This window comes from Agrobacterium sp. 5Ca50, assembly GCF_055381905.1.
In genome coordinates this window covers 1284762-1297065 of sequence record NZ_AP026438.1, presented here as the reverse complement: position 1 = coordinate 1297065, position 12304 = coordinate 1284762, and the positions used below count along the sequence as shown (strand labels likewise).

Sequence of the window (12304 nt, the reverse complement as noted above, 5' to 3'; positions counted from 1 at the left end):
GCTGACACCATGCCAATGAACCCCGGCGATATTGAAGACATGATTAAAGCCGGAATTCCCGGCGCAAAGGTGACGATCCGCGATCTGGCTGGTGACGGCGATCACTACGCCGCTGAAGTCGTGGCGGAAGCCTTCAAGGGGAAAAGCCGTGTGCAGCAGCACCAGATGGTCTATGATGCCCTAAAGGGCAACATGGGCGGCGTGCTGCATGCCCTTGCCCTGCAAACTTCGGCCCCGGATTGAGAAAACCATGGCAAGCCTGATTGAAGAGGTCATTTCCGGCGTGGTGAAAAGCGCCATGTCGGAAATTCTTAAAAAGACAGGTGTGAAAACAACAAAACGGACCCGCCGGAAAACCCGCAGCAAATCTGTTGCGGGCAGTCTGGCGGAGACGATACTGGAGAGTGCGTTGGGCGGCGCGAAAAAAACCGCCAAGCCCAAACGACAACCAGCCCGCAAACAAACCAGCAAACGACGCACCGCTGCATCACGCAGCAAACAGCGCAGTGTTTGATTTTACGCAAACCTGCTCTCGCGCATGTTGGTATGCACCCCAGGCATAAGAGACCTTTGCATTTTTTCAGCTTACGCGCTGGAAAAACGACACCAAAGTGTTATCTAGTCGGAATATCAAAGCAGCGGCTTTTGAACCGCGTGTGAAAGGAAATGGCCATGAGCGATATTAACGCAGTGATCGACAACGAAGTGAAGAGCAACGATATCGTTCTGTTCATGAAGGGTACACCGCAGTTTCCACAGTGTGGTTTCTCCGGTCAGGTCGTTCAGATTCTTGACTATATCGGCGTAGAATACAAAGGCATCAACGTGCTTGCCGATGCTGACCTGCGTCAGGGTATCAAGGATTACTCCAACTGGCCGACCATTCCTCAGCTTTACATCAAAGGTGAATTCATCGGCGGCTGCGACATCATCAGAGAGATGTTCCAGTCGGGTGAACTTCAAAGCCAATTACAAGAACAGGGTATCGAGGTCCGCGGCGCGGCCTGATTTTTGCCGGGGTTCTCCACCCCGACACCCGATTGTTATGAAGTAGCAAGGCGTTGCATTCTGCAACGCCTTTGCCGTTCTTTTGGGAATATTTCTGTGACAAATCCTTCACAATCCGGCAATCCGGTTTTGAAATCCATGGGCAAAGTGGAGTTCATCGGGCTTGCTGCCATGTTGATGGCACTCAACGCACTTGCCATCGACATCATGCTTCCGGGCCTGCAGGAAATCGGTGCAGCACTTGGCGTGATCAATGAAAACCACCGCCAATATGTCATTTCGGCCTATCTTCTGGGCTTTGGCATTGCACAGCTGGGCTACGGCCCGATCTCGGACCGCTATGGCCGTCGCAAGCCAATGCTGTTTGGCCTTGGCATCTATGTCGTCTCGTCCATTGCTGTGGTGTTCGTGCCCTCCTTTGCGGGCGTGCTGGCACTGCGCTTCATTCAGGGCATCGGTTCTGCCGCCACCCGCGTCATCACCATCTCCATCGTTCGCGACGTTTACGGCGGCCGTCAGATGGCGGAAGTCATGTCGCTGATCATGATGGTGTTCATGGTTGTGCCGGTTATTGCACCGGGTACCGGCCAGATCGTTCTGCTGTTTGGTGACTGGCACCTGATTTTCGTGTTCATGGCTGTCATCGCCGTGATCGTCGGCGCGTGGATGTATTACCGCCTGCCGGAAACCCTGCATCCGGAAGACGTGCGTCCCTTCACGGTCAAGTCGGTTCTCAACGGCTTCAAGATCGTTCTGACCAACCGCATTGCCCTCTGTTACACCCTGTCCAGCACCTTCATCTTCGGTGCGCTGTTCGGCTTCATCAACTCGGCTGAACAGGTCTACAAGGGCGTGTATGAGCTTGGTCAGTGGTTTGCAGTGGCCTTTGCTGGCGTTGCGCTGTTCATGGCGCTGTCGTCGTTCATCAATGCCCGTCTGGTTGGCCGTTTTGGCATGCGCAGACTGTCGCATGGTTCGTTGATCGGCTTTATCGTCATCACCTTCGTGTGGCTGCTCATTCAGATCTATGGCCCGCAGCCAATGCCGTTTGCGCTGTTCATCGTGCTGTTTGCCTTGGCGATGTTCCAGTTCGGCTGGATCGGCTCCAACTTCAACTCGCTGGCCATGGAACCGCTTGGCCACGTTGCCGGTACAGCATCATCTGTCATCGGCTTCATGGGCACGGTTGGCGGTTCGCTGATCGGTGCATTGATCGGTCAGTCCTTCGATGGCACTGCCCTGCCAATGGTCGCCGGCTTCTTTATCGTCTCGCTTGTTGGTCTGGTGTTCGTGCTGATCGGTGAAAAGGGTCAGCTGTTCCATCCGCACAACAAGCCGATCTGATACGGCTTCCCCTCGCCCCCGTGTTCGCCACGGGGGTAAGGAACGCAAACATGCCTCACATGCAAAAGGCGCCGCTGTCATCTAGCGGCGCCTTTTTTTGCGACCATTGATATTTGAATGTGATGTTTTCCGGGACGTGTGTTTTCTCGCGTCTTCCACCCTCGCGGACCTCATTCCTGTGCTCGTCACAGGAATCCAGGCCAGCCCAAGTCATTGGGCTGAAAAGACTCTTTCGTCGCGCAGACGCGCGACAGCTGGATGCCTGTGAGAGATCATCGGGTCAGGCCCGAGGACGAGGCATGAGGGTCGAAAGCAAAAGGCGCCGCTGTCATCCAGCGGCGCCTTTTTTGATCCATACGTCCAGTCAATCAAACCGTGAAGATGTGGTTCTTGAGCAGGTTCCAGGAGTCCTTGTCCGGTGCCAGCAGCAAGCCGCCATCCACATGGCTTGGCAGGTACGGCGAACCATCCAGACGCGCCGCATAGGCGCCAGCTTCCTGCGAGATCAGCGTACCGGCCAGGTGGTCCCATGGCATCAGCTTGTTGTACATCAGGAAGTGCATGTGACCGCCGCAGAACACGCGGTATTCATGGGCAGCACAACGATAGCTGGTGAACAGGCGCACATCGGCCAGATTAACGAGGATCTTGCGGCGGGTCTCGATGTCGAAATAGCCTGTGTTGGCAATGCCAACCATCTGCGACAGTTCCGGTGCCGGAGACACATGCATCTGCGTCTGGTTGCCATCCGGCGCGCACAGCCATGCGCCAGAGCCCTTTTCGGCGATCAGCCAGTCATTGCCCAACGGATCGAAGATGATGCCAGCAACAGTCTCGCCCTTGGAAATGACGCTCATCATCACGCCGAACAGCGGCAGGCCGGAGGCAAAGTTGAAGGTGCCGTCAATCGGGTCGACCACCACGGCCAGATCGGCCTGACCCAGCTCGCCCAGCAGCGACGGATCGGCAGCCACGGCTTCCTCGCCCACGAACAGTGCGTTGGGCATGATTTCCGCCACGCGGTCCCGGATCAGCCGCTCGGCTGCTTCGTCCGCTTCGGTGACGAGGTCAATGGCCTCGGTCTTCATGCGAACGTCGCCTTCACCGAGATTGCGGAACCGCGGCATGATTTCCACGGCTGCCGCTTCCTGAAGCGTGTTTGCAAGCGACGCTATGTCGAGTTCGAGGGACATTGCCATTCCTTTCAGCTACCAGATACCTAAAATCTCGCGCCGTATCATCTTCCAGCTTTCCTTGTCGGGAGCGGACAGAATACCGCCGGAAATCTCTCCGGGGCGATAGGGCGTACCATCCAGCTTTACCGTGTAACCGCCAGCTTCCTGATGCACGAGAACACCGGCAAGGTGGTCCCATGGCATCAGCTTTTCGTGGCCGATAAAGTGGATCTTGTCTGTCGAGGCAAGCCAATATTCATGTGCAGAACAATTGAGCGACAGCGCCATGCGGATCTTGGCCATGTTGGCGGCAATGACCGGGCGTCGCTCCAGCGTGGCGTGTCCCCAGGCGTAGATGCCAACCATCTCGTCCAGCGCCACCGGGGCTGCCACGCGGATTGGTGTCACCTCGCCGCTGCGGCGGTGGAAATGCGCGCCTGCGCCTTTTACCGCCACCAGCGTGTCACCCATAACCGGATCATGAATGATACCGGCGACCGTCTCGCCCTTGACGGTGACGGCCAGCAGAGACCCGAAAGCGGCAAGACCCGAGGCAAAGTTGAACGTGCCGTCGACGGGATCAATTACGAAGGCCAGATCCGCATCGGCCAGTGCCGGCACAACGGAAGGATCAGCATCATAGGTTTCTTCGCCGACGATATGTGCGTCCGGATAAAGCCTGCGAATAGCCGCGGTAATGCGCTTTTCCGTCTCGATATCCGCTTCGGTCACCAGATCGATGGACGAGGTTTTTTCGGCGACCGACTGACTGTCGGGATTTCTGAAACGGGGAAGTATTTCGGTTGCTGCGGCATCGCGCACGGTCGCAACCAGGAATTCGATGTCTTTATCAAGAAGGGACATAAAGCGACGTTTCTTTAAACAGGTGGGTTCGTTTCCCTATCCGCGTTAGATGACGCTTCCGTGACACCCAGCATCGAAAAATCAAACAGTTTGGTATCCAGCAAATGCGAGGGATTGACGTGGGCCAGCGCCCGCAACATCGTGTCCTTGCGACCCGGCATGCGCCGTTCAATATCGGCCAGCATGTCCTTCATGGCATTGCGCTGCAGGCCATCCTGAGAGCCGCACAGGTCGCATGGAATGATCGGGAACTGCATGGCCGTGGCAAACTTCGCCATATCGTCTTCGGCGCAATAGGCCAATGGCCGCAAGAGCATCAGATCACCTTCGTCATTCAAAAGCTTCGCCGGCATGCCCGCCAGGCGTCCGCCATGGAAAAAGTTCATGAAGAAGGTTTCGAGAATGTCTTCGCGGTGGTGGCCAAGCACCAGTGCATCACAGCCCTCTTCGCGCGCAATGCGGTAAAGATTGCCGCGACGCAGACGCGAACAGAGCGAACAGTAGGTGCCGCCATTCGGCATCTTTTCCTTCACCACCGAATAGGTGTCGCGGTATTCGATGCGGTGTTCCACGCCAATCGACGCCAGATATTCCGGCAAAACGTGTTTGGGAAAGTTCGGCTGGCCCTGATCGAGATTGCAGGCCACCAGATCGACCGGCAGCAGGCCGCGCCATTTCAGGTCCATCAGCAGCGCCAACAGGCCATAGCTGTCCTTGCCGCCCGACAGGCCAATCAGCCAGCGCTTCTGGCCTTTCAGCATGTCAAAATCTTCAAATGCCTGGCGGACATTGCGCAACAGGCGCTTGCGCAGCTTGTTGAAGGAGACCGACCGTGGCGCATGCGCAAACAGCGCGTGCGAGGAAATGTCCTCAGCACCATCCTCGACGTCATCGACGGAATTCATGTCTGTCGCAATATTCATGGGACGATTGCACTTTCGCTAATTCGGGCGCTAATACGGGCTGTCCTCCAGCCAATGCCTGCATATTCCGGCAAGATCAAGCCCCGAATACCGACCAGCCTGTCTGGTTGGCCAGCATTTCCAGTGCTGCGGAGCCAAGTGCGGAGTTGCCGACCTTGTTGAGGCCGGGCGACCATACCGCAATCGATGCCTTGCCCGGCGCAATGGCCAGAATGCCGCCGCCAACGCCGCTCTTGCCTGGCAGGCCGACAGAATAGGCAAAGTCGCCGGACCCATCATAATGGCCGCAGGTCAGCATCAGCGCGTTGATACGTTTTGCCCGTCGCGCCGATACGACCGTATGGCCGCTGAGCGGATTTCGGCCCTGATTGGCCAGAAACAGCCCCGCCCGTGACAATTGGTGACACGTCATAGCCAGCGCACATTGATGGAAATACACACCCAGCACATTTTCGACCGGGTGATGCAGATTACCAAACGAGCGCATGAAATTGGCCAGCGCATAATTGCGGTAACCGGTGGCATTTTCCGACTTCGCGACCGCATTGTCGATGATGATGCTGTCATCATCGGCGACATATTGCACAAAGCGCAGCAACTCACCGATTGCTTCGCGCGGCTGGTGGCCGGCCATCACGATATCACTGACGACGATCGCACCGGCATTGACGAAGGGATTGCGTGGAATGCCCGCCTCATGTTCCAGCTGTACGATGGAGTTGAAGGACGATCCTGATGGTTCGCGCCCTACCCGGTTCCACACGGTTTCGCCAGCCTTGCCGAGCGCCAGCGTCAACATGAAGACCTTGGAGATACTTTGAATGGAAAATGGCACCTCAGCATTGCCCGCGACGAATGTTTCGCCTTCAACGGTGGTGACGGCAATGCCAAACTGCTTGGGATCGACCTTGGCGAGCTCAGGAATGTAGTCGGCTACCTTCCCCTCACCCAATCTTGGCACCATCGCATCATAAATGCGGTCAATGATCAGCTGAATGTCCTGCATGCCCAAGCCTTTGTTCGCCAGTGTCACTACGGTTCTGTTGGCTACATCAAAAGCAAAATCAATGCCACTATCGCGTGAGGATGAATGCGGAATCATTGCTGCGGGAATTGGTCAGATGTACGGAGACCTGTCACAGGGCATCAAAACTCCTGGGGTTGAGATATTCGATGCGCGTTCCCACACACTCCCCTCTTCTCTGTGCTTGTCACAGAGACCCAGCATCCGCGCGTCTGCGCGGTATAGAACCCTTTTCAGCCCGAAGACAGGAATGAAGGAAAAAGTGGAGACTAAACCCGCCTCTCCAAAGCAAACGGCAGTTCCATCTCCAGCAGGCGCAGCTCTTCTGCGCGCGCACCGGTCAGCGGGTCGCGGGCTTGCAGCACATCATCAACATAACCGGGGTGGCACATCATGACGCTGCCATTACGAACACGACCATTCAGCACCGAACTGAACTTTTCCGCCTGTTGCCAGTCATAAAAGCCGCAGAGCGGGCCGTGCACTAACAAACCGGCACTGCGCATCTCACCATCAAAACCACGCGCCAGCCCGGCCACGAAACAGGTTTTCAGGCCAATCTTTACACCTTGCGAAAAATCGACCGCCGGTGCGCCACGCAGCCATGGCTTCACACCACCTTGGGCAAGGGTTTGAGAGCGGCTTAACAGCCATGACCTTACCGGCGGCAGGAAATGCACGTGTTGATGGCCATCGAGATAATGCGGCAAATGCCCCATCTCTTTGGTGAAGGCTGCAAGCTGCGCGTCCAGTTCGCCATGCACCTGCGCGGTAAACTCTTCCGTAGGCCGCAACGCGCCAAGGATCAGCTCTTTCAGCGGCAGTAACCTGCCATCTTTGCTGATGGCGGGTGCATCGGTCAGAGGTTTGAAATCGGTCAGCGTCAGGTGAATGCCGGCAAAGACGTCGCCATACCCCTGACACTCTTTCAGCTTTATCGCCTCAGAGGGCCATTCCGGACACAAAGTCATGCAGCCGGTGCCGGATAGATTGCCCTTTGATATCAGGTGGCGAATGCCATCGCTGACGGCCGGTGACAGGCCATAATCATCAGCAACCAAAAACACCTTAGTGTCCGCCATGCTCATGGCGTTTGTTTTTCAGCGGACTGCGCGGTCTTGTCCAGCGTCTTGATCTCGCCTGATCTATGCACGCGGCGCACCAGATACAGCGGGCGATCCTTGGTTTCGGCAATGCCGACCCAGATATATTCGCCGAGCAGGCCAAGCAGCGCCAGATTGAAGCCGCCGAGCACCGACACCGCCACCATGAGGCTTGGATAACCAGGAACTGACACGCCGTAAAACAGCACTTCGAAGACGATCTTCAGGCCATAGAAAATGCCGCAGATACCAACCAGCGCACCAATGATCGATACCAGCCGCAAAGGCAGCGCCGAAAACGAGGTGATGCCCTCCAGCGACAAGGACAGCAGCGACAGGTTGGACCATTTGGTAGCACCATGCTGGCGCTCATCCGGCACGTAACCAATGGCCTTCTGGCGGAAGCCGGCCCAAGCGTACAGCCCCTTGTTGAAACGGCGACGGTCGCGGATCTTCAGCATGGCCTCGACAACCGGGCGGCGCATGACGCGGAAATCGCCAGCATTTTCCGGCACGATAAAACGCTGGCGGAAATTGATCAGCCAATAGAACAGATGAACGGCGGCCGCCTTTTTCATCGATTCCTGCAGGCGGTCATCACGTACCGCATAAACGGCGTCGAGATTTTCGTCGGCCATCAGCTGCGAAATCATGTCGAGTGCAACAGTCCATGGGTGCTGCATATCGGCATCCATGATCATCACAAGATCGCCCCTGCACTCTTCCAGACCGGCAAACACGGCAACTTCCTTGCCGAAGTTGCGGCTGAGTTCGACGATGCGCCATGTGCCCGGCATCGACGTGATGTAACGTGTCACACTGTCATCGGTACTGCCGTCATCGACCAGCACCACCTCGAGATCGAGATCGAATTTTTCACGCAGTTCACCCGCCACCTTTTCAATGAAGGTGGTGAATGCCGGCACGTTTTCCCGTTCATTCAAAAACGGTACGATGAGTGAAAAAAGAGCCATGCCCCAATCCCGTTACAAAATTCGCACTATCAGTTCTGCGGCTTGATCAGCCAGATTTGGATATCCCAGCTGCCCTTGCCGTTTATACCGGTGACTTGAAGGTCTTGTGGCGCGGGCAACGGGCCGACCAGCTTGGTTGAGGCATCGGTGCATTTCGATTCGCCCTTGAAGCAAACCAGAACCAGCCCCTTCTGACGCGCTAGTTCCGGTGTCAGATAACCTTTGGCATATTCCGCCGAGTTGCCATCCACGATCAGCGGTGCGTAACGCGAGTAGAAGGACGTGCCATCAGCCAGACCACGGCTGCCCGCGACATAAAAGCCCTTGGCACCGCCACTTTCCGCCAGCCATAGCTCATCGATGCGGTCGGACACGGCCTCCAGGGGCACATTGCGGAATGATTCAAACTCACCGTAGTTACGGTCCACCATGGCGATGACAGGCCCAGAAGCGATCATGCCCAGCAGGTAGATGACGGCAACTGTCACGGCGCGTCCGATATTGCGCTGCAGCCACTGCTGCGGCACCAGAAGCGCAATCAGCACGGCAATTGGCGTGAAGATCGGCAGTACCCAGACGGCGCTCAGTTCTGCCTGCGCGGCAAAGCCCAGAATGATCGTCAGGATAAATGGCAGGATGCTGAAGGCCAGCAGCGCGCGACCCTGAACGCTGTCTCGCAGGCGGGCAATATTGGCAGGCTGAAAGGCCGGGCCCTTTTCGCTTTTGTCATGACGCACCAAAAGCGCAACCAGCAGAGCGCCAATCGTATAAAGCGGCACGCCCACCACGAATTTCAGCGCCTTGGTGAAAATGTGCAGCCATTCGCCATCACCCTGCTCTGCGGCATAAACGATGGGCAGGAAATCATGCTCGAACAGCCAAAGGACATGGCCGGCAATGGTGACGAAAAACACCACCAGCACGGTGAGACCGAAGGTGGATAGCAGCGCCGCACGGGCCTGCTTGTCGAAAGATGCATGCAGGAACAGCGCCAGCAGAACGACACCGGAGTGATATTTGGTCAGCATGGCCGCAGTGGCCAACAGGCCAATCATCACGGCATCAACAATCCGGCGTCCTTCAAGGCCGCGCAGATAGAATACGAACAGCCAGGCCCAGATTGGCGTCATTGCCGAATTGGCATTGTATTTGATGGCCAGGAACGACAGTGGCGGCATCAGCATGGCGCAAATGACCGCCATCAACTGCACATTGCCATCACCAAAGCGGGCAGCAATGCGCCAGACGGCAGCAAAAGTCAGACCGCAATTGACGGCGGAAAACAGGAAATAGGCCCAGTTCTCATGTGGGAAAACGGCAAACCATGCGGCCGTGGTCCAGCCGAAGAATGGCGGATGTTTGTATGTGCCCCACTGCCACAGCGCGCCCCAGGCGTAGTTTTCAACCATATCGCCATATTGGTCGAGGTTGAGCTTGGAGAATGCGGCATGCATGGTCAGCGCCAGAACGAACAGCAGAATGACGCCGACAATCGAGGCCGTCTTTCCCTGAGCAAACGCAATTTTGTCCGAACGTTCCATGGCCGATTTCCCAACAGCACGCCCTGCTTCAAGCGGCTTGATTTCATAACTTCACAAGGTCGAAGTCCCGATAGCACAACCAAAGGGGACAAGCATTACGCAGTTGTGCATTCCTGCGCTTTTACGCAGAAAATCAAGGCTGGATTAGGTGCGAAAATCCGGCAACCAGTGACGCATCTCTGAAATCATCACGCCATGCCATGAATGCAAAAAAGCCGCCCCGAAGGGCGGCTTTTTCAAAATCAACGTCGCAGCGATTAGCGCGAGTAGAATTCGACCACGAGGTGTGGTTCCATGACGACTGGGTATGGAACGTCAGACAGAGCTGGTACGCGAGCAAAGGTCGCAACCATCTTGTTGTGATCAACTTCGATGTAGTCAGGAACGTCACGCTCAGCGAGCGAAACAGCTTCCAGAACAACGGTCAGCTGCTTGGACTTCTGACGAACTTCAACAACGTCGCCTGGCTTGCAACGGTAAGAACCAACGTTAACGCGAACGCCATTAACCGTGACGTGGCCATGGTTGATGAACTGACGCGATGCGAAAACGGTTGGAACGAACTTTGCGCGGTATACGATCGCGTCCAGACGGGACTCGAGCAGACCGATCAGGTTCTCGGAAGTGTCACCCTTGCGACGGTTAGCTTCGTCGTAGGTTGCGCGGAACTGCTTTTCACGCAGTTCACCGTAGTAGCCCTTGAGCTTCTGCTTGGCGCGCAGCTGCGTGCCGAAGTCGCTCATCTTGCCCTTGCGGCGCTGACCGTGCTGGCCAGGACCGTATTCGCGGCGGTTTACTGGGGACTTAGGACGACCCCAGATGTTTTCGCCCATGCGGCGGTCAATTTTATACTTAGACGATTCGCGCTTGCTCATCGTATTTCCTTCTCAACATATTATACCGGTTTGTTGCCAAACCGGATTAAGGAAACACGCCCTCCTCTGAGTTCTGTTGATGAACTCTGACAGGTCTCTCACATTTGCGAATGGAGAAGCCACGGGACATGTCGGTGATGTTGACTACCGAACGTCAGTTATTAAAACTGCAAGGCAGTCAACGAAACACACCGGGCTTTGCGGCCCGGCGTTGATGGCGCTTCTAGGTGGCCTTCATAAAATTGTCAACGAGAAAAAAATTGCATCCCGCCCTTGAAAGCGCATTTTCCTGCACTATTTCGTTTGTCGTGATCAGGACTCGGGCCCCTCTGGCGTATTACCGGACAATACGTGATGTCGAGTCTCTTTAGGTTGGGGCCCACGTTTATTTCTGTCACACGTTCCCCAGCCATATAGCCAACCTGTCCGGCAAAGGTTGACTGATGGACTTTCTGTTCTCGGATTTTCTCGGCACCCCCACATGGATGTGGGCGGTCTTCATTTCTCTCGTTCTTGGCCTTTTGGCCCTGGACCTTGGTGTTCTGCATAAGAATTCCAAGGAAATCGGCATTCGCGAAAGCTTGCTGATGTCCGCTTTCTATATTGTCATCGGTTTGTCCTTCGGTGGCTGGATCTGGTACCAGTCGGGCCAGCAGCCTGCCATGGAATATATCACTGGCTTCGTGGTGGAAAAAAGTCTGGCGATGGACAACATCTTCATCATCGCCATGATCTTCTCTTATTTCGCCATTCCGCGCCAATACCAGCACCGCGTGCTGCTGTGGGGTATTCTGGGTGTGATCGTGCTGCGTGGCATCATGATTGCCGCTGGCGCTGCCATCGTCGAAAACTTCCACTGGGTGCTGTACCTCTTTGCGGCCTTCCTGGTGTTTACCGGCCTCAAGATGCTGTTTTCGGCCGATCATGATGAGAACGATCTCGACAACAACCGCATCCTGAAGTTCCTCAAGCGCCACCTGCCGCTGACAAACCGCCTCCATGGCGAAAAGTTCTTCGTCAAGGAAACCGACGAGAAGACCGGCAAGCTGAAAACCTTTGTCACCCCGCTGTTTCTGGCGCTGGTGATGGTGGAAATTGCCGACCTGATCTTTGCGGTTGATTCGATCCCGGCGATCTTTGCGATCACCACCGACCCGTTCATTGTCTATACGTCGAACATTTTCGCGATCCTTGGCCTGCGTGCACTCTACTTTGCGCTGGCTGCCCTGATCCACCGCTTCGCCTATCTCAAATATGCGCTGGCTGCGGTTCTGGTGTTCGTTGGTTCGAAAATCTTCGTGGCTGACATGCTGGGTCTGGCAAAAATCCCGCCTGCCGTCTCGCTTGGCGTGACCGTCGCAATTCTGGTGACCGGTGTTGTCGGTTCGCTGTTTGCCACACGCAAGCAAGCAAAGGCTGTCGAATAATGTCTCGCTTCACGACATCCCGAAACTCCACCATCCTCGGCGCCAC

General features: G+C 55.9%; 13 protein-coding genes. 5 read left to right on the top strand and 8 right to left on the bottom strand.

Features of this window, described 5'->3' with window-relative positions:
• Positions 1 to 9 precede the first annotated feature (9 nt).
• From ACZ5FM_RS06145 to ACZ5FM_RS06130, 4 genes are all read left to right on the top strand, one after another.
• Positions 10 to 243 carry a BolA family protein gene (locus ACZ5FM_RS06145; protein WP_192491229.1) on the top strand — a complete coding sequence of 78 codons (234 nt, stop codon included), beginning with the start codon at positions 10 to 12 and terminating at the stop codon, positions 241 to 243.
• 7 nt (positions 244 to 250) lie between these two features.
• Positions 251 to 514 carry a hypothetical protein gene (locus tag ACZ5FM_RS06140; RefSeq protein WP_250982608.1) on the top strand — a complete coding sequence of 88 codons (264 nt, stop codon included), beginning with the start codon at positions 251 to 253 and terminating at the stop codon, positions 512 to 514.
• Positions 515 to 672: 158 nt separating this feature from the next.
• A complete protein-coding gene (gene grxD / locus ACZ5FM_RS06135; protein ID WP_259146559.1) occupies positions 673 to 1008 on the top strand; it encodes a Grx4 family monothiol glutaredoxin in 336 nt (111 codons plus the stop codon).
• 138 nt (positions 1009 to 1146) lie between these two features.
• Positions 1147 to 2352, top strand: a complete 1206-nt coding sequence (locus ACZ5FM_RS06130) for a multidrug effflux MFS transporter (RefSeq protein ID WP_464040430.1) — start codon at positions 1147 to 1149, stop codon at positions 2350 to 2352.
• 368 nt (positions 2353 to 2720) lie between these two features.
• Here ACZ5FM_RS06130 and ACZ5FM_RS06125 read toward each other — a convergent pair whose 3' ends face one another.
• The 8 genes from ACZ5FM_RS06125 to rpsD all read right to left on the bottom strand — a co-directional run bounded on the left by ACZ5FM_RS06125 (position 2721) and on the right by rpsD (position 10831).
• Entirely contained in the window at positions 2721 to 3545 is an 825-nt protein-coding gene (locus tag ACZ5FM_RS06125) for an inositol monophosphatase family protein (RefSeq protein ID WP_464039984.1), read from the bottom strand.
• A 15-nt stretch (positions 3546 to 3560) separates the two neighbouring features.
• Positions 3561 to 4391: an inositol monophosphatase family protein gene (locus ACZ5FM_RS06120; RefSeq protein ID WP_464039983.1), complete on the bottom strand. Its 831-nt coding sequence runs from the start codon at positions 4389 to 4391 to the stop codon at positions 3561 to 3563.
• Positions 4392 to 4405: 14 nt separating this feature from the next.
• On the bottom strand, positions 4406 to 5314 hold the full coding sequence (gene ttcA / locus ACZ5FM_RS06115; RefSeq protein ID WP_312944055.1) for a tRNA 2-thiocytidine(32) synthetase TtcA: 909 nt from the start codon (positions 5312 to 5314) through the stop codon (positions 4406 to 4408).
• A 76-nt stretch (positions 5315 to 5390) separates the two neighbouring features.
• Complete coding sequence (locus ACZ5FM_RS06110; RefSeq protein WP_250982611.1) at positions 5391 to 6320, bottom strand: glutaminase; 930 nt, start codon at positions 6318 to 6320, stop codon at positions 5391 to 5393.
• Between the two features lie 287 nt (positions 6321 to 6607).
• Positions 6608 to 7426, bottom strand: a complete 819-nt coding sequence (locus ACZ5FM_RS06105) for a ChbG/HpnK family deacetylase (protein ID WP_464039982.1) — start codon at positions 7424 to 7426, stop codon at positions 6608 to 6610.
• Positions 7423 to 8415, bottom strand: a complete 993-nt coding sequence (locus ACZ5FM_RS06100) for a glycosyltransferase family 2 protein (RefSeq protein ID WP_464039981.1) — start codon at positions 8413 to 8415, stop codon at positions 7423 to 7425. Before ACZ5FM_RS06100 ends, ACZ5FM_RS06105 begins: the two co-directional genes overlap by 4 nt.
• 29 nt (positions 8416 to 8444) lie before the next feature.
• Positions 8445 to 9956, bottom strand: a complete 1512-nt coding sequence (locus tag ACZ5FM_RS06095) for a glycosyltransferase family 39 protein (protein ID WP_464039980.1) — start codon at positions 9954 to 9956, stop codon at positions 8445 to 8447.
• Between the two features lie 257 nt (positions 9957 to 10213).
• Complete coding sequence (rpsD, locus tag ACZ5FM_RS06090; RefSeq protein WP_192491219.1) at positions 10214 to 10831, bottom strand: 30S ribosomal protein S4; 618 nt, start codon at positions 10829 to 10831, stop codon at positions 10214 to 10216.
• A gap of 443 nt (positions 10832 to 11274) precedes the next feature.
• Here rpsD and ACZ5FM_RS06085 point away from each other — a divergent pair, with 443 nt between their 5' ends.
• Entirely contained in the window at positions 11275 to 12258 is a 984-nt protein-coding gene (locus ACZ5FM_RS06085) for a TerC family protein (protein ID WP_250982615.1), read from the top strand.
• Positions 12259 to 12304 lie beyond the last annotated feature (46 nt).

Excerpts from the sequence above, each read along its gene's own strand:
- ACZ5FM_RS06145 (WP_192491229.1), top strand. The coding sequence starts at position 10 with ATGCCAATGAACCCCGGCGATATTGAAGACATGATTAAAGCCGGAATT.
- ACZ5FM_RS06140 (WP_250982608.1), top strand. The coding sequence starts at position 251 with ATGGCAAGCCTGATTGAAGAGGTCATTTCCGGCGTGGTGAAAAGCGCC.
- grxD (WP_259146559.1), top strand. The coding sequence starts at position 673 with ATGAGCGATATTAACGCAGTGATCGACAACGAAGTGAAGAGCAACGAT.
- ACZ5FM_RS06130 (WP_464040430.1), top strand. The coding sequence starts at position 1,147 with ATGGGCAAAGTGGAGTTCATCGGGCTTGCTGCCATGTTGATGGCACTC.
- ACZ5FM_RS06125 (WP_464039984.1), bottom strand. The coding sequence starts at position 3,545 with ATGTCCCTCGAACTCGACATAGCGTCGCTTGCAAACACGCTTCAGGAA.
- ACZ5FM_RS06120 (WP_464039983.1), bottom strand. The coding sequence starts at position 4,391 with ATGTCCCTTCTTGATAAAGACATCGAATTCCTGGTTGCGACCGTGCGC.
- ttcA (WP_312944055.1), bottom strand. The coding sequence starts at position 5,314 with ATGAATATTGCGACAGACATGAATTCCGTCGATGACGTCGAGGATGGT.
- ACZ5FM_RS06110 (WP_250982611.1), bottom strand. The coding sequence starts at position 6,320 with ATGCAGGACATTCAGCTGATCATTGACCGCATTTATGATGCGATGGTG.
- ACZ5FM_RS06105 (WP_464039982.1), bottom strand. The coding sequence starts at position 7,426 with ATGAGCATGGCGGACACTAAGGTGTTTTTGGTTGCTGATGATTATGGC.
- ACZ5FM_RS06100 (WP_464039981.1), bottom strand. The coding sequence starts at position 8,415 with ATGGCTCTTTTTTCACTCATCGTACCGTTTTTGAATGAACGGGAAAAC.
- ACZ5FM_RS06095 (WP_464039980.1), bottom strand. The coding sequence starts at position 9,956 with ATGGAACGTTCGGACAAAATTGCGTTTGCTCAGGGAAAGACGGCCTCG.
- rpsD (WP_192491219.1), bottom strand. The coding sequence starts at position 10,831 with ATGAGCAAGCGCGAATCGTCTAAGTATAAAATTGACCGCCGCATGGGC.
- ACZ5FM_RS06085 (WP_250982615.1), top strand. The coding sequence starts at position 11,275 with ATGGACTTTCTGTTCTCGGATTTTCTCGGCACCCCCACATGGATGTGG.